At 57.9% G+C, this 14,290-nt stretch carries 15 protein-coding genes, 1 tRNA gene and 1 pseudogene; 11 read left to right on the top strand and 6 right to left on the bottom strand.

The genetic code is table 11. The features are described 5' to 3' along the window. Positions 1 to 5: 5 nt before the first annotated feature. On the bottom strand, positions 6 to 581 hold the full coding sequence (locus M5J09_RS10220; RefSeq protein WP_144792905.1) for a MarR family transcriptional regulator: 576 nt from the start codon (positions 579 to 581) through the stop codon (positions 6 to 8). Positions 582 to 618: 37 nt separating this feature from the next. Next, on the bottom strand, positions 619 to 1,359 hold the full coding sequence (locus M5J09_RS10225; RefSeq protein ID WP_257157780.1) for a TVP38/TMEM64 family protein: 741 nt from the start codon (positions 1,357 to 1,359) through the stop codon (positions 619 to 621). Positions 1,360 to 1,653: 294 nt separating this feature from the next. On the opposite strand from M5J09_RS10225, the pseudogene M5J09_RS10230 reads away from it, so the two are divergent. Then, a pseudogene (locus M5J09_RS10230) lies at positions 1,654 to 2,270 on the top strand (DedA family protein). A gap of 64 nt (positions 2,271 to 2,334) precedes the next feature. Here the strand turns inward: M5J09_RS10230 and M5J09_RS10235 are convergent. Beyond that, positions 2,335 to 2,604, bottom strand: coding sequence for a hypothetical protein (locus M5J09_RS10235; RefSeq protein WP_042530816.1), 270 nt, complete (start codon positions 2,602 to 2,604; stop codon positions 2,335 to 2,337). 263 nt (positions 2,605 to 2,867) lie between these two features. Then, positions 2,868 to 2,953 (bottom strand) — tRNA-Leu (locus M5J09_RS10240). A 253-nt stretch (positions 2,954 to 3,206) separates the two neighbouring features. Between M5J09_RS10240 and M5J09_RS10245 the strand changes: the two genes are divergently transcribed. Continuing rightward, entirely contained in the window at positions 3,207 to 3,779 is a 573-nt protein-coding gene (locus M5J09_RS10245) for a YbhB/YbcL family Raf kinase inhibitor-like protein (protein WP_257157781.1), read from the top strand. A 23-nt stretch (positions 3,780 to 3,802) separates the two neighbouring features. Beyond that, a complete protein-coding gene (locus M5J09_RS10250; protein WP_070536453.1) occupies positions 3,803 to 4,186 on the top strand; it encodes a hypothetical protein in 384 nt (127 codons plus the stop codon). Here the strand turns inward: M5J09_RS10250 and M5J09_RS10255 are convergent. After that, positions 4,183 to 5,295, bottom strand: coding sequence for a quinone-dependent dihydroorotate dehydrogenase (locus tag M5J09_RS10255; RefSeq protein ID WP_042530821.1), 1,113 nt, complete (start codon positions 5,293 to 5,295; stop codon positions 4,183 to 4,185). The genes M5J09_RS10250 and M5J09_RS10255 overlap by 4 nt on opposite strands. A gap of 70 nt (positions 5,296 to 5,365) precedes the next feature. After that, positions 5,366 to 6,391: a hypothetical protein gene (locus tag M5J09_RS10260; RefSeq protein WP_257157837.1), complete on the bottom strand. Its 1,026-nt coding sequence runs from the start codon at positions 6,389 to 6,391 to the stop codon at positions 5,366 to 5,368. 102 nt (positions 6,392 to 6,493) lie between these two features. Here M5J09_RS10260 and M5J09_RS10265 point away from each other — a divergent pair, with 102 nt between their 5' ends. The 8 genes from M5J09_RS10265 to M5J09_RS10300 all read left to right on the top strand — a co-directional run bounded on the left by M5J09_RS10265 (position 6,494) and on the right by M5J09_RS10300 (position 14,171). Next, positions 6,494 to 7,318 carry an undecaprenyl-diphosphate phosphatase gene (locus tag M5J09_RS10265; RefSeq protein ID WP_186302181.1) on the top strand — a complete coding sequence of 275 codons (825 nt, stop codon included), beginning with the start codon at positions 6,494 to 6,496 and terminating at the stop codon, positions 7,316 to 7,318. Between the two features lie 72 nt (positions 7,319 to 7,390). Then, complete coding sequence (gene mshC / locus M5J09_RS10270) at positions 7,391 to 8,650, top strand: cysteine--1-D-myo-inosityl 2-amino-2-deoxy-alpha-D-glucopyranoside ligase (protein ID WP_257157782.1); 1,260 nt, start codon at positions 7,391 to 7,393, stop codon at positions 8,648 to 8,650. 24 nt (positions 8,651 to 8,674) lie between these two features. Beyond that, positions 8,675 to 9,058, top strand: a complete 384-nt coding sequence (locus M5J09_RS10275; protein WP_042530828.1) for a hypothetical protein — start codon at positions 8,675 to 8,677, stop codon at positions 9,056 to 9,058. Further along, positions 9,059 to 9,760, top strand: a complete 702-nt coding sequence (locus M5J09_RS10280) for an HAD family phosphatase (protein WP_257157783.1) — start codon at positions 9,059 to 9,061, stop codon at positions 9,758 to 9,760. 66 nt (positions 9,761 to 9,826) lie between these two features. Beyond that, a complete protein-coding gene (locus M5J09_RS10285) occupies positions 9,827 to 10,090 on the top strand; it encodes a phosphoribosyl-ATP diphosphatase (RefSeq protein WP_070536706.1) in 264 nt (87 codons plus the stop codon). Positions 10,091 to 10,102: 12 nt separating this feature from the next. After that, positions 10,103 to 10,948, top strand: coding sequence for an ATP phosphoribosyltransferase (hisG, locus tag M5J09_RS10290; protein ID WP_042530832.1), 846 nt, complete (start codon positions 10,103 to 10,105; stop codon positions 10,946 to 10,948). A 91-nt stretch (positions 10,949 to 11,039) separates the two neighbouring features. Next, a complete protein-coding gene (gene aspA, locus M5J09_RS10295) occupies positions 11,040 to 12,563 on the top strand; it encodes an aspartate ammonia-lyase (protein WP_042530835.1) in 1,524 nt (507 codons plus the stop codon). Between the two features lie 300 nt (positions 12,564 to 12,863). Continuing rightward, positions 12,864 to 14,171, top strand: a complete 1,308-nt coding sequence (locus M5J09_RS10300; protein ID WP_257157784.1) for an anaerobic C4-dicarboxylate transporter — start codon at positions 12,864 to 12,866, stop codon at positions 14,169 to 14,171. Positions 14,172 to 14,290 lie beyond the last annotated feature (119 nt).

A 14,290-nucleotide genomic window follows, 5' to 3' on the forward strand; every position in this document is an offset into this window, starting at 1 on the left:
AGCGTCTAGTGCGTCGTGTTGGCACGCTCGATGAGGTTAACCGCGAGCTGCCAACCGGCGGTCTCAGCAGCCCAGCCGGCCGCTTGCAGGCGCTGGGACATGGCTTGCTTGGAGATTCCAAGCTCCTCAGCCGCCTCATTCTGGTTGAGGCCCCCGCGCACTAGCGAGGTAGCTTCCCGGCCTTCCATGGTGCGTTTGTTGAGGACGAAACCAAGGAGTGCAAAAGTGGCCGCGATGTCATTGGCCTCAGCTGCACGACCACGGCGGTCAACCTTGGCGTAAACGTGGCCGGCGCGTGCAGAGCCTTTCAATGCAGCCGTAGCTACTGCGCGAGTTTCCTTGTCGCTGGCGTCTTCCCCGGGGATAACGCCTATTCCGATGGCCCAATCGCCATCCGCAAGTAGGGCCATGACAACATCGCAGATCGAGGACGCCGAGTAGGCCACAGCGCAGATATCCTCCACACCTAGGACCTCGAATTCACCAATGCCCTCCAAGGTGGATAGGGCAGCGGCTGAACGTTGGACCAATTCGGCGCGGCGCACCGAACGGCCGCGGTAGCGCGCGTGGACTGCTAGCACTGTGGGGAACTCCCTTCGACGTGAAACAAGCCCAAGTCTACTCCTCGCGCTTGACCGAACCTTGCACGCCTGGGGTGGCGGGCAAGCGCGTGTCGAGAACAAGACCTGCCACACCTAACGCGGCAGCTACGATGAGCGCGATCACGGTCAGGGGATCGGTTTGACCTGTAAGGGCATCACCAAAGAAGACACCGATGGCGGTGGTGGGGATGGATCCGATGAGCGTGGCGAGAACAAACTGGGTTATGGGAATGGGCGTCAACGCCGCAACATAGTTTAATAAGGAAAATGGAACTCCTGCGACCAGGCGCAGTGAGGCTATGGCTAGCCATCCGCGGCGTTCGAGACGGGCATTGATCTTATTTACTGCCGGGTGGCTCAAGTGCGGGCGAATCCACTCGCCAAGAAGACTGCGGACAATGATGAGTGACAACGTCGCAGAGATGGTCAAAGCCACCAGAGATATGCCGAGTCCCAGCCAAGGCCCAAAGAGGAGTCCTGCGGCCAGTGTCCACACGGTTCGTGGAATAGGAAATTGCGTGAAGAAAACATAGGCGGCGATGAACGCTGCGATAAACCAACTGCCGAGGTTCTCCGACCAAGAGCGAAGAGCGCCGATGGATGGGACGTCGACAAGCGTTGCGAGAGCTATTGACACCGCTACAGCAACTGCGACTATGGCCCAACGATGCCACGTCCACCCGCGAACGTCGTGCCACGCGGAATGCATCAACGACCGACAGTAATCGCCGAAACTGTTTACCCATCCTGAATTCATAAGGTATTTAGCCTAACCTGCCGTCAACCATGCGCGTCACTGCGCCATCTATCGGCATAGAGGAATGCTCCTACCATCTGTGTCTTGTCTGAAGGATTGGCACTAAGTATCTGTCAATGCCGATTCTGATCGCTACAAGTGGAGGTCGCTGGAGGATACTTAACTGATTAAAGCTCCGTGCATGCGACTACGCATTACTTTTCGTCGTCCGCGCACGTCATCCTTCGTCGATTATCTCGACGAGCATCTCACAAGGAGTTCCCTGTGAACACGATTCATCACCTTGCGTCATACATGGACGCGGCGACCCTCCTGCAAGCCTTTGGTCCGTGGGTTATCGCCGGCATCGCACTAGTAGTTTTCGTGGAGTCCGGTGTGCTTTTCCCTTCCTTCCGGGAGATTCCTTGCTGGTGACCGCAGCAATCCTCCGAGAAGACCTGCATGTGTCAATCTGGCTGCTTGTACTTGTCGGCATTGCTGCGGCTGTTGCGGGAGACCAAGTGGGGTATTGGATTGGCCACCGCTGGGGCCGCGGACTATTTAAAGATGATGCGAAACTTCTCAAGCTGGAGTACCTGAAATCAGCCGAAGATTTCTTCCGCAAACACGGACCTCTCGCATTGATTCTCGGCCGCTTCGTCCCGATTGTTCGCACCTTCGTTCCCGTCGCTGCCGGCGCAGCAGGGATGCAGTATAAGAACTTTGTGGGGTGGAACGTCAGTGGTGCCGTCGCATGGGTAGCGTCCATGAATATGGTCGGTGTCTTTCTTGGCACCATCCCCGGCATCGCAGATTCGATTGAGAAGATCATGCTTCTCATCGTTGCTCTCTCTGTGACGCCGATCGTTATTAAGAGCCTTTACAGCTACATTGAGGGAAAGAAAAAGGCCACGGCTGTGGAAACGTCCTAAGCGTTCCACAAACGTGGCCTATGTGGCTCAAGCTACGGAGCGTGGTGAGAACTTATTCCCGCGCCTAGCGGGTGGCATAGCGAGCAAACTCACCACGGAGGCGCGCATGGGTGACATAGATGGGCTCATTATCCACCGCAGTCTTGAACTCTTCTGTTAGTCCTGCCATGACAGCATCACGGGCTTCTGCGTGCGTGGCATGAAAGCTCATGACTTCACCGTCAACGACAGCCTCGCCGCGGCGCTTGACAACTACATACTCCGAGCCCTCTGGGGCTTCAATAACTTTGCGCTGTGCTGTAAAAGGGTCGAGGTAAGTAAAGGTTACCGTCATCCGGTGCTCCTTGGGTACGAACGGATAGGTAGGGGGGGACACGAGCTTCGTGGCCCATGTAACGCAATCTACTGTACCGTCCCAACAATCCCCAGTGGCGCCCTTTAATCGGAGAGCTTTCTCCCGACGCTTCACACCGCACTCAGTGTGTCTAGAAAAGGGGGTTAAGGGTCCCTTCAAAAGGACCCGGTTTCACTGCGTGATGAGCGTGAAACGAAAAGTCCCGAGCCATCGTATTCACGATGTCTCGAGACTTCACAGTGTGCCCGAGGGGGGACTTGAACCCCCACGTCCGTTAATAGGACACTAGCACCTCAAGCTAGCGCGTCTGCCATTCCGCCACCCGGGCTAGGGTGTTTGTTCAGCCTCTCGGCTGGGCACTCGCATACTGTATCCCGATTCGTGTGCACTACACAAATCGCCACGTTATTACGTGTTTTAAGCCCTCATTGAAGGGCTTAAAACACACCGATGGAAGTAGCGTGTGTGTCAGCAGAAGTCGGTGCAGCGACCAGTAGGGCGAGAAGCGAGGATCAACAGTCGTGTTGAGGACGTCAGTCAAATCTTCCGCGCTCAAAAGTGAAGTCCGGTACAAAGGAAATATGACTAGCAACACATCCAACAACAGTGCTTCCACTCCGAACTATGCTGCGGACGCTCGCTTTCCGGGCCCCGACCCCTACGCGCCGTTGGGAGACGTGCCCGCGTTCACCGTGACCTCTTCCGATATCGAGGAAGGCGCGGAAATTGCAGAGCGTTTCCGTGCACCGGAGAATGTGTCCCCGCAGCTGTCGTGGAGTGATGTACCTGAAGGCACTAAATCTTTCGCCGTCACGTGCTTCGATCCAGATGCACCAACCGGTTCCGGATTCTGGCACTGGGCAGCCTTCAACATCCCGGCGGATGTTCGTGAACTCCCGACAGGGGCTGGCGCTGTCGAAGATTTGGGTCACGAGGGCGTTATCAGCTTGCGCGGTGATTCTGGCCAGCGTGTCTACTACGGGCCACAGCCGCCGGCTGGTCATGCCCCGCACCGCTACCTCTTTGCGGTTCACGCGGTGGACGTGGAGAAGTTGGACATCGACCCTGATTCGACGCCCACTGTGTTGGGCTTCAACCTCTTCTTCCATACACTGGGCCGTGCAGTTACGTGGGGTTGGTACGAGGCTCATTAAGGATCCCCGTTAAACTCATCGCAATGAGTACTAAACCCGACTCCGAAGGAGTATCGATCCCGGCCGGCCTGCGTGTGGGCGGCGCGTTCGCCCTACTGGCCGCTGTGCTAGCGCTCTTCGGGCTTATTTCCATCTTCACGGACGGGTGGGGAGCCACCTTCGAATGGACGTGGCGACGCCTTGCCATCGTGGGCGCGGCGCTTTTGGTCGGGGCATTTAGTAGCCAGCGGCACGATCAACGTGGCAGTCGCGAACAAATCATTGCGCTGATTCTTGCCCTTGTCCTCATTGTCGCGAGCCGCGCGCTGCCGACTACGGTTCTGACAACGATGGGGCAGTACGTCGTGTTCCTCTACGCCGTAGGCGCGGCGTTGTGTGCAGCGGTTATCCGCCGCACTGTGCGTTAGTCAATCCAGCCCAAGCCAGATCCCACGGCCTCAGAGATGTTGCTCAGGCCGTGGTTGCGGATCTGCAGGGCAATGCCGCGATGAATATCGCGAATCCAGTCAGGTCCGCCGTAAATCATGCCGGTGTAGCCCTGCAGGAGTGACGCGCCAGAAGTGATACGCTCCCATGCTTCTTCCGGAGTGGAGATACCACCCACGGAGATGAGCACGAGCTTGTCACCGACGTGAGCGTTGAGCCGCTTGAGCACCTCGAGCGAACGAGCCGCTACTGGAGGGCCGGAAACTCCGCCTGCGCCCATGGCCGCTACCTCGTCCGCCGGGGTAGCGAGGCCCTCGCGGGAGATGGTGGTGTTGGTGGCGACGATGCCGGCGAGCCCGACCTCGACGGCCATATCCGCCACCGCATCGATATCTTCATCAGAGAGATCTGGTGCGATTTTTACGAGGACTGGACGCGACGTGGATTCCACGACTGCCTCCATGATCGGGCGCAGTGACTCCACTGCTTGAAGGTCACGCAAGCCCGGGGTATTGGGAGAGGAGACGTTGACCACAACGAAGTCCGACAGGTCACCGAGAACCGAGGCGCACTGGCGGTAGTCGTCCACAGCGCGCTCTGGGTCGGTCACCTTGTTCTTACCAATGTTGATTCCAACGACATCGTTATAACGGCGCTTACGAAGGTTACGTGCCGCATGAAGTGCACCTTCGTTGTTGAAGCCCATGCGGTTGAGGATGCCCTTGTCCGGCTTGAGTCGGAACAAGCGGGGTGCAGGGTTTCCCGGCTGTGCCTTCGGAGTTATGGTGCCCAGCTCGGCATAGCCGAAGCCCAACGGCGCCCACGCGTCCGGAGAGGCTGCGTTCTTATCAAAGCCAGCTGCAAGACCCAGCGGGCGCGGGAAGCGCACGCCGAACACTTCCTGTTCGAGGACCGGGTCGTTGACTGGAAGAACCTTAGCCAGCAGGCGGTTGGCTGGGCCAGCTGCCTGAAGTCCGGCAAGGCCACTGATGATGATGCCGTGGATGCGCTCCGGGCTCAGCCGGAACATCCCCTTGAGTGCTACCTGGTAGGCGGCGTGGCGGGCGCGGTCGAGCGCGGAATACTGCATGAAGAATCCTTCTGGTCCGTAGTTGCTGGTGGAAGTCTAAAAAGAGTGAAGCCGAGTGAGAAGCTCACAGCTAAGATGAGCTGAGCTTGGCATCGGTGATGAACTGGAGGCCGTCACCAGTGGCGGAGGCGGCGACCAGTGTGCCGTCACCAAGCACTGCGATATTCTGCGCACCCGCAACCGTCGCTACGCTCCCAACCAACTCCGGCACGCCGGTAGAAACTGAGTAGGCGTGGAGAAGGTTGTTGTCAGTCGTGGTGACCCACGCCAAGGTGCGCTCATTATCCCAGGCGACCGCCCACGGTGTGCCCTCGGTGTTACCAAATTGGTGCAGACGGATGACGTCGCTCGCTGTGTAGATAGCGACGCGCTTGCCCACAGTATCGGAAGCTACGACTACCGCACCGTCACCACCGGCGATCTGACCCACACCTTGACCAACGCGAAGGCGGCCACCGGCGCGATCTTTTTCCCAATCAAGCGACTGAATCGTTGAGTCTTGACGCAAGACGCGCACGATTCCGTCCGCCCCGTCGGGATTGGGTACGGAAATAAGCTGATCAGACCCGCCCTCCACAGAAATTTCGGTGGTGCGCTCGCCCTCCTTATAGACACCGATGGAAGCAGAATCCGCCGAGCCGACGAAGATTTCTCCAGTCGAGGCCTCAGCGGCCACCGTCACTGGGGTCTCCTCTTCCACCGCGAGTTCCTGTGGGGAATCCGGCTTCTGCGGATCAAACAGCAGGACTTTATCGCCGCAGGCCAAGACAAAGTGTTGAGGCGAAGCGGTGAGGTCCCCGCAGTGTTCAGAAACGTCAATGCTCGGTGCCTTCGACGACTCGAATTCCTCTTGGGTTCCTATGCTGAGAGTGTTCTTCGTACGTACAGCGAGTACATCGTCCAGCGCAGCGGTGTCTGACACTGCATCGAAGTCGACAACTTTACCCACCGGTTCCTGTGCCGCGGGGGAGTCGGCGGGCTCTGCTTGGCCATAGACGGCTGAGTTGGGATCTCCACCAACTCCCACCGTGGGATCGCACGCTGCAAGGGCAGACACGCTGGTGAGAAGGGCACAAGAAAGCAGAACTCGACTCATTTTCACGATTTCTCATCCTAGCAGTCAGCGTGGTGAAAGCTGGAAGCCGCAGGGCGCACTAGTAGGCTGTCGCGAGTGACTACAACAACAGCTTCTGACGCCATGACATGGATGCAGGTCATTGTCCTGTCTCTCGTTCAAGGCCTCACCGAATTCCTTCCCGTGAGTTCCTCCGGCCATCTGCGCATCGTCTCTACGCTTTTCTGGGGGCACGACGCCGGCGCATCCTTCACCGCCGTGATCCAACTCGGTACGGAGCTGGCCGTGATCGTCTACTTCGCCAGAATGATCTGGCAGATACTCAAAGGCTGGTTCATCGGCATAGCCAACAAGGACAAGCGCGGGCAAGACTACCGGATGGGGTGGATGGTCATCGTCGGCTCCATTCCAATCGGCATCCTCGGCTTCCTTGGTAAGGACCTCATCCGGGACAACCTGCGCAACCTGTGGATCACAGCATCCATGCTCGTGCTCTTTTCCTTCGTTTTTATCCTGGCCGAGCGCATGGGCAACAAGACCCGCAGCTTCGAAGAACTCACTATGCGCGATGCCATCGTGATGGGACTCTGCCAGTGCCTCGCTCTTATCCCCGGTGTGTCCCGCTCAGGTGGCACTATTTCAGGTGGTTTGTTCCTGGGCCTCGAACGCGAGGTGGCGACCCGGTTCAGCTTTCTCCTTGCCATTCCCGCGGTCATGGCGTCAGGACTGTTTTCGCTGAAAGACGCCTTCGGCCCCACGGTGGGCCAGTCCGCCACAGGTATGCAGCTGCTCGTGGGTACGAGCATTGCGTTCGTCGTGGGCTATGCCTCCATTGCGTGGCTGCTGAAGTTCGTGGGCAACCATTCCTTTGAGTGGTTCGCTGCCTACCGTATCCCCGTGGGCATCCTCGTCATGATTCTGCTGGCCTTGGGCGTGCTGGTGCCCTAAACGAGACCTTTTCGGAGCTCTCAATGGTGCCGGAGGCGCCATGGGACTGCGGCGCGCGTTAGGATTGTGGGCATGCATTCTTGGCCTGTTCCACACGTCGACTCCGTTCCTGGCGCACCCGTGCCGCTTCACCTGTATGATTCAGCTGACAAGTCTGTATCGAAGGTGAATATTGACGGGGATACAGCCACCATGTATGTCTGTGGCATCACCCCGTATGACTCCACGCACTTGGGCCACGCGGCAACTTATCTGACTTTTGATCTTATTTACCGTCAACTGTTGGATAACGGCTATGCGGTGAACTATGCGCAAAATATCACCGATGTGGACGATCCTCTGTTCGAGCGCGCGGAGCGCGATGGCGTAGATTGGCGTGAACTGGGTACCTCCCAGATCAATCTGTTCCGCTCCGATATGGAACTGCTCTCGGTGTTCCCACCTCAGCACTTCATCGGCGCGATGGAGGCCGTCGATGAGATCACTGTCATGGTGCAGGCGCTTCTCGACGTCGGGGCGGCCTACGTCGTCGACGACCCCGAGTACCCCGACATCTACGCCTCTATCGAGGCGACCGACAACTTTGGTTACGAGTCCAATTACTCGCGCGAGCAGATGGAGACATTCTTTGCGGAGCGCGGCGGTGATCCCGACCGCCCCGGCAAGCGTGATCCGTTGGATGCACTGATCTGGCGTGCCCACCGCGACGGCGAACCTGCATGGGAGTCTCCCTTCGGCCCTGGTCGTCCGGGATGGCACATCGAATGTTCTGCCATCGCCACCAACCGTTTGGGCTCCAGTTTCGATATTCAGGGCGGTGGTTCCGATCTGAAGTTCCCGCACCATGAGTTTTCTGCGGCTCATGCGGAAGCCGCACTCAAGGTGGACCGCATGGCGCAGTTCTACGTGCACACCGGAATGATCGGTCTTGACGGCACGAAGATGTCGAAGTCCCTGGGCAACCTTGTCTTCGTGCACAAGCTGGTGGAGGCAGGAATTGACCCCTCTGCCATCCGTCTGGGTGTCTACTCCGGACATTACCGCGGTGACCGCGATTGGTCAGATAGTGTCCTCAGCGCGGCGCAGGACCGCCTTGTGCAGTGGCGATCGGCCATGAAGACCCCGGGGTCTCTCGAATCCGTGCAAGCCGTCATCCACGACGTACGTGCGGCGTTGGCCGATGACCTCGATACACCGCGTGCACTGAAGGTACTGGATGGTTGGGCGGCCCACGCGGCCGACGGCGGTCCTGACGGTGAGCATGACGATGCTGCTGAGGCAGCTGACGTGATGCGTACAGCAGTTAATTCTCTGCTGGGCGTGCGCCTCTAAGGATCTTCAGGCATTATCTAGCTCATGAGCATTCGCGCAGAATTCCAGCCCACCGTTGACGAGTTCATCTCCAACCTTCAGTCCTTTGCTACTGGTGATTACCTTAAGGAAGACGAGAAGGAGTTTTGGGAGGCGCCGTTCGATGCCTCCGTCCTCCCGGAGCTACGAAAGATTCTGGAAAGTTTTCTCGATGACCTCGACAAGCTCCCGGACGATCCAGAGGGTTCCATCCTCAGCACCGCAGTTAAACCGTCGGTAGAAAATCTCGCGGCCTTCAACCGGAAGAATGCCGATGCTGTGCTTGAGCCGGAGGAAAAGGAAGAGCTCTCCGAGCTCATTCATTCCGCTTCGGCGGCCACCGGCGCCGATGACGTGGCCCTGTCCCAGCTACCGGAGCTGGACTTCTAATTGGCTGAGCAGACTGCACGTCCATCCGCGATCTTTTGGGACATGGATGGCACACTCACCAATTCTGAACCACTGTGGGAAGAAGCGACCTTTCACCTCTCGGAGAGCCTAGGGCGCCGTCTTACTCCGACAGAGCGCCTCGCTACTGTGGGTGCCACCTTTGAGGACACCCTCAACATCTGCGCAGATATAGCTGGCGTCACGTTGCAACCAGGTGATACCGAACGCTACCGTACGCTGATGTTCGACTACGTAAAGTCGCTCTTCGCCCAGCACCTCGAAATCTTTCCGGGTATTCCGGAGCTCCTTAGCGAGCTCAAGGATCAAGGCGTGCCCATGATGGTGACGACGAATACCGAGCGCTATGTCGCCGACTCGGCCATTGAGGCCTTGGGGCGAGAATATTTTGTGGACACAATCTGCGGGGATGAGGTACCTCGCGGCAAGCCGGCGCCGGACATGTATGCCGAAGCCGCACGGCGCTTGGGCCTGGAACCGGGGGAGTGCTTGGTCTTTGAAGATTCCGCCGCCGGAATGCGCGCGGCAGTTGATGCTGGCTGCGTCGTCATCGGGTTGCCCGAAGGAGACCACGTTGCAGTCCCTGCTGAAGCAACGGAGATTTCGCAGCTGCACTCTTCACGCCACCTTGACGGTGTGACCGCAGCTGACGTCCATGCTTGGTTTGCTCAAATCCGCACCTAGCCACTGACTCAAGAATTTCGGCTGGAGAGCAGAATTCTATGCACCTGTATGGAAGAATATGCACCTGTGAAGAATTTTGAGAGCCTGTTTGAGGAATTGTCCCGAAAGATCGCCGAGCGCCCCGAAGGGTCCGGCACAGTGGAGGCCTATGACAAAGGCGTTCACCATCTGGGCAAGAAGATCGTCGAAGAGGCTGGCGAGGTCTGGATTGCCGCCGAGTACGAGTCTGATGAGGAACTCGCCGAAGAAATGTCCCAATTGCTGTATTGGCTGCAGGTCATGGCCCACAAACGAGGCCTTAAGCTCGACGACATTTACCGCTATCTCTAGAAAGCCGCTCCCATGATTAAGATTGCTGTCCCCAATAAGGGTTCACTGTCCGAGTCTGCCCTCGAGATTCTTAAGGAGGCCGGATACAAAGGCCGTGGACACAATAAGTCCCTCAACGTCGTTGACGAGGACAACGGTGTCGAGTTCTTCTTCCTGCGGCCAAAGGACATCGCCATCTATGTTGCCCAGGGCGTATTGGACTTAGGAATTACCGGCCGCGATTTGGCCCAGGACTCCCGCGCTAAGTTCAACGAGGTTCTCGACTTGGGCTTTGGTTCCTCCACCTTCCGCTACGCGGCTCCGGCGGGTGAGGAGTGGGACGTCGCCAAGCTTGAGGGCAAACGCATTGCCACGTCGTATCCGAACGTAGTGCGCGACCACCTGGCCGCTCACGGCATTGAAGCCGAGGTCATTCGTCTCGACGGTGCAGTAGAGATTTCTATTCACCTTGGTGTGGCTGACGTCATTGCGGATGTCGTCTCTACCGGGGCCACGCTGCGCCAGCAGGGCCTCGAGCCCTTCGGCGAGCCAATCGTGACCTCTGAGGCAGTGGTCATCAAGCGCGCTGGGGAAGAGCTTAACGACGAAGAAAACGTCGTTCTTGGCCGCATTCGCGGCATCCTCAATGCCCGTCATTACGTGATGCTGGATTACAACGTTGCTGAGGACAAGCTCCCGGATGTTGAAGCGGTGACCCCAGGTCTGACTGGACCGACTATCTCCCCGCTGGCTCGCGAGGGCTGGGTCGCGGTCCGCGTTATGGTTCCTCGAAAACTCGCTAACCAGGTTATGGATAGCCTGTCTGGAATCGGAGCGGAAGCGATCTTGGCGTCGGATCTCCGAATTGCCCGATTTTAGGGGCACATTCCAAACATTTTATTCTGACTCCTAGCTACGATGGACGGTGTCCACCATCGTTCTTCGATTTATATGCAAGGAGTCAGCCATCATGGCAAAGTCCACTAAGAAGGATGCTCAGTCCGAGACCAAGGCTACGAAGTCTGAGGTTGAGGAGAAGGCCACCAACAAGGCCCCGAAGTCGACCACAACCAAGAAGACTCGTACTGAGACCGACCTTCTCGGCTCCATGGAAGTTCCCAACAACGCGTACTACGGTGTTCACACGCTGCGCGCTATTGAGAACTTCCAGATTTCCTACGTGACCATCAACACCATCCCGGACTTCATCCGTGGCATGGTTCAGGTTAAGAAGGCCACCGCAATGGCCAACCGCCGCCTCCACGTCCTGCCCAAGAAGAAGGCTGAGGCCATCATCTGGGCCTGTGACCAGATTCTGGAGGAAGGCCGCTGCATGGACCAGTTCCCGCTGGACGTCTTCCAGGGTGGTGCTGGTACCTCTCTCAACATGAATACCAATGAGGTTATTGCCAACCTGGCCCTTGAGCACCTCGGCGAAGAGAAGGGCGCTTACGACGTCATCAACCCGAACGATGATGTCAACATGTCCCAGTCCACCAACGATGCCTACCCGACGGGCTTCCGCCTCGGCCTTTACTACGCCATGGAAGACCTCATTGACCGCATCGATGCGCTGCAGGCCACGTTCCACTCCAAGGGCAACGAGTTCTACGACATCCTGAAGATGGGCCGTACCCAGCTGCAGGACGCTGTGCCGATGACCCTCGGTGACGAGTTCAAGGCTTTTGCCCATAACCTTGCTGAAGAGCAGGCCATTCTGCGTGACTCGCAGAAGCGCCTCCTCGAGGTCAACCTGGGCGCAACTGCTATCGGTACCGGTGTGAATACCCCGGCTGGCTACCGCCACCAGGTCACCGCCGCTCTGTCGGAGGTCACCGGTCTGGAGATCAAGACCGCCCGCGACCTCATTGAGGCCACCTCCGACTGTGGCGCCTACGTGCTTCTGCACTCCACCATCAAGCGCGCCGCCATGAAGCTGGCCAAGATCTGTAATGACCTGCGTCTGCTGTCGTCCGGTCCGCGCGCAGGTCTGGCGGAAATCAATCTGCCGCCGCGCCAGGCTGGTTCCTCCATCATGCCGGGTAAGGTCAACCCGGTTATCCCAGAGGTTGTCAACCAGGTCTGCTTCAAGATCTTTGGTAATGACCACGTCGTCACCATGGCCGCTGAGGCTGGCCAGCTCCAGCTCAACGTGATGGAGCCGGTTATTGGTGAAGCACTGTTCCAGTCCATCCGCATTATGGGCAACGCCGTGGACACCCTGCGTGAGAAGTGCGTTGAGGGCATTACCGCTAACGCCGATGTCTGCCGTGCTTACGTGGAGAACTCCATCGGTATCGTCACCTACCTGAACCCGTTCATTGGCCACCACAACGGTGACCTCATTGCTAAGGAGTCCCTGGAGACTGGCAAGGGTGTCAAGGAACTGGTCCTGGAGAAGGGCCTGCTCGACGAGGAAACCCTGAACCGCGTTCTGTCCGTTGAGAACCTGATGCACCCAGAGTTCCGCGGCCAGCTCTACATCGACGAATAGAGCTTTACATCTGCGCCAGTCCTTACTGGCGCAAAGTGCAAAGTGCGCTTGACAGCGCCTGTGCAGCCCTCTTGGTTTGCACGGGCGCTGTCTCCGTTTTCTCCTCATCGTGGCGTCTTCCGCGGGAAGAGAAGCACCTACTTACGGGTGTGTAAGTGGACACAATCGGGCGTAAATGTCCACTTTTGGGCGCGAATAGGGAAGAATAAAAATAGTCAAATGTCGTTCGTCGGCTCAACTCAGGCTTGACGCGACCCACTTCCTAACGTGCAGCTCTGCTGCAAAAATTGGAGTCACACAATGGTTGTTGTGCACATCATCATCGTCCTTGCGGCGATCTACTTGGGCGCCCGAATAGGCTCAATCGGCATCGGTATGGCTGGTGGCCTCGGCGTCCTTCTCCTCGGCCTGACTGGAGTGCCGATTACCCGCGAAGACATTCCCTTCGACGTTATCGGCATCATTATGACCGTGATCGCTGCCATCGCTGCTATGCAGCGCGCCGGCGGCATGGACTACTTGGTTTACTTGGCCGAGAAATTCCTTCGCAAGAACCCGAAGAGGATCACCTTCTACGCTCCGATTGTCACGTGGCTGATGACGGTGCTTGCTGGTACCGGCCACACGGCTTTCTCGACTCTTCCGGTGATTGTGGAGGTGGCCAAGGAAGGCAAGGTCCGCCCGTCCCGCCCGCTGTCCATTGCCGTGGTGGCCTCTCAGATGGCGATTTGTGCCTCGCCGATTTCTGCCGCCGTCGTGCTCTTAGCTTCGCTGCTTGAGCCACAGGGAGTGGGTTACCTCCAGATCTTGGCTGTGCTTCTTCCGGCGACCTTTCTGGCTATTTTCCCGGCTGCTTGGCTGGCTAACCGCTCCGGTGTGGAGCTGGAAGATGATCCCGTCTACCAGGAACGCAAGGCTCAGGGCCTTGTAAAGATGCCGCAGGGTTCTACCAACTACACCCCTGTCCAAGGCGCAAAGACCTCCGTCATCATCTTCCTTGTCGCTATCGTCATTGTCATGCTGTGGGCCACGCTGACCTCCTCCCAGGTGGGCCTGATTGAAGAGCCGACTCTGCCACGTAACGAGGCCATCATGACGGTCATGCTCACGGCAGCAACGCTCATCGTGATGGTCACGAAGATTGCCGCGGGCGATGTCCTCAACACTCCGGTGTTTAAGTCCGGTATGTCCGCCTGTATCTGTGTGCTCGGTGTTGCATGGCTTGGTACCTCCCTGATTAACCACTACATGGAAGACATCAAGGAACTCTCCGGTGAGGTTATCGCCTCTGCACCGTGGCTGTTGGCCGTGGTTCTCTTCTTCGCCGCAGCGCTCTTGTACTCCCAGGCGGCTACAACCAAGGCACTCATGCCGGCCGCCTTGGCTCTGGGCGTTAACCCGCTCACGGCCGTTGCTGCGTTCCCGGCCGTCTCTGCTCTGTTCATCCTACCGACCTACCCGACGCTCCTCGCAGCGGTTGAGATGGACGATACAGGCTCTACCCGCATCGGCAAGGCAGTGTTCAACCACCCGTTCATCATCCCGGGTGTCGTGAGCATCGTTCTGTCTATTCTCCTCTGTTACATCTTCGGCGCAGTTATCATTTAGTAGATACTCGCCGTGATCTACTATGGCCCCTGGGCGACCAGTGTCGACAGCCCACACTGGCCGCCGGGAAGGGCCTTTTGTCTACCTTTAGCCGCAATTTTCCGCACTCTGGCGCGCTA

The organism is Corynebacterium sp. BF-R-2, from assembly GCF_024586525.1.
In the GTDB taxonomy this organism is placed as follows: Bacteria; Actinomycetota; Actinomycetes; order Mycobacteriales; family Mycobacteriaceae; genus Corynebacterium; species Corynebacterium singulare.

Excerpts from the sequence above, each read along its gene's own strand:
- mshC (WP_257157782.1), top strand. The coding sequence starts at position 7,391 with ATGCATTCTTGGCCTGTTCCACACGTCGACTCCGTTCCTGGCGCACCC.
- M5J09_RS10265 (WP_186302181.1), top strand. The coding sequence starts at position 6,494 with ATGACATGGATGCAGGTCATTGTCCTGTCTCTCGTTCAAGGCCTCACC.
- M5J09_RS10235 (WP_042530816.1), bottom strand. The coding sequence starts at position 2,604 with ATGACGGTAACCTTTACTTACCTCGACCCTTTTACAGCACAGCGCAAA.
- M5J09_RS10255 (WP_042530821.1), bottom strand. The coding sequence starts at position 5,295 with ATGCAGTATTCCGCGCTCGACCGCGCCCGCCACGCCGCCTACCAGGTA.
- M5J09_RS10225 (WP_257157780.1), bottom strand. The coding sequence starts at position 1,359 with ATGAATTCAGGATGGGTAAACAGTTTCGGCGATTACTGTCGGTCGTTG.
- M5J09_RS10275 (WP_042530828.1), top strand. The coding sequence starts at position 8,675 with ATGAGCATTCGCGCAGAATTCCAGCCCACCGTTGACGAGTTCATCTCC.
- aspA (WP_042530835.1), top strand. The coding sequence starts at position 11,040 with ATGGCAAAGTCCACTAAGAAGGATGCTCAGTCCGAGACCAAGGCTACG.
- hisG (WP_042530832.1), top strand. The coding sequence starts at position 10,103 with ATGATTAAGATTGCTGTCCCCAATAAGGGTTCACTGTCCGAGTCTGCC.
- M5J09_RS10250 (WP_070536453.1), top strand. The coding sequence starts at position 3,803 with ATGAGTACTAAACCCGACTCCGAAGGAGTATCGATCCCGGCCGGCCTG.
- M5J09_RS10260 (WP_257157837.1), bottom strand. The coding sequence starts at position 6,391 with ATGAGTCGAGTTCTGCTTTCTTGTGCCCTTCTCACCAGCGTGTCTGCC.
- M5J09_RS10300 (WP_257157784.1), top strand. The coding sequence starts at position 12,864 with ATGGTTGTTGTGCACATCATCATCGTCCTTGCGGCGATCTACTTGGGC.
- M5J09_RS10245 (WP_257157781.1), top strand. The coding sequence starts at position 3,207 with ATGACTAGCAACACATCCAACAACAGTGCTTCCACTCCGAACTATGCT.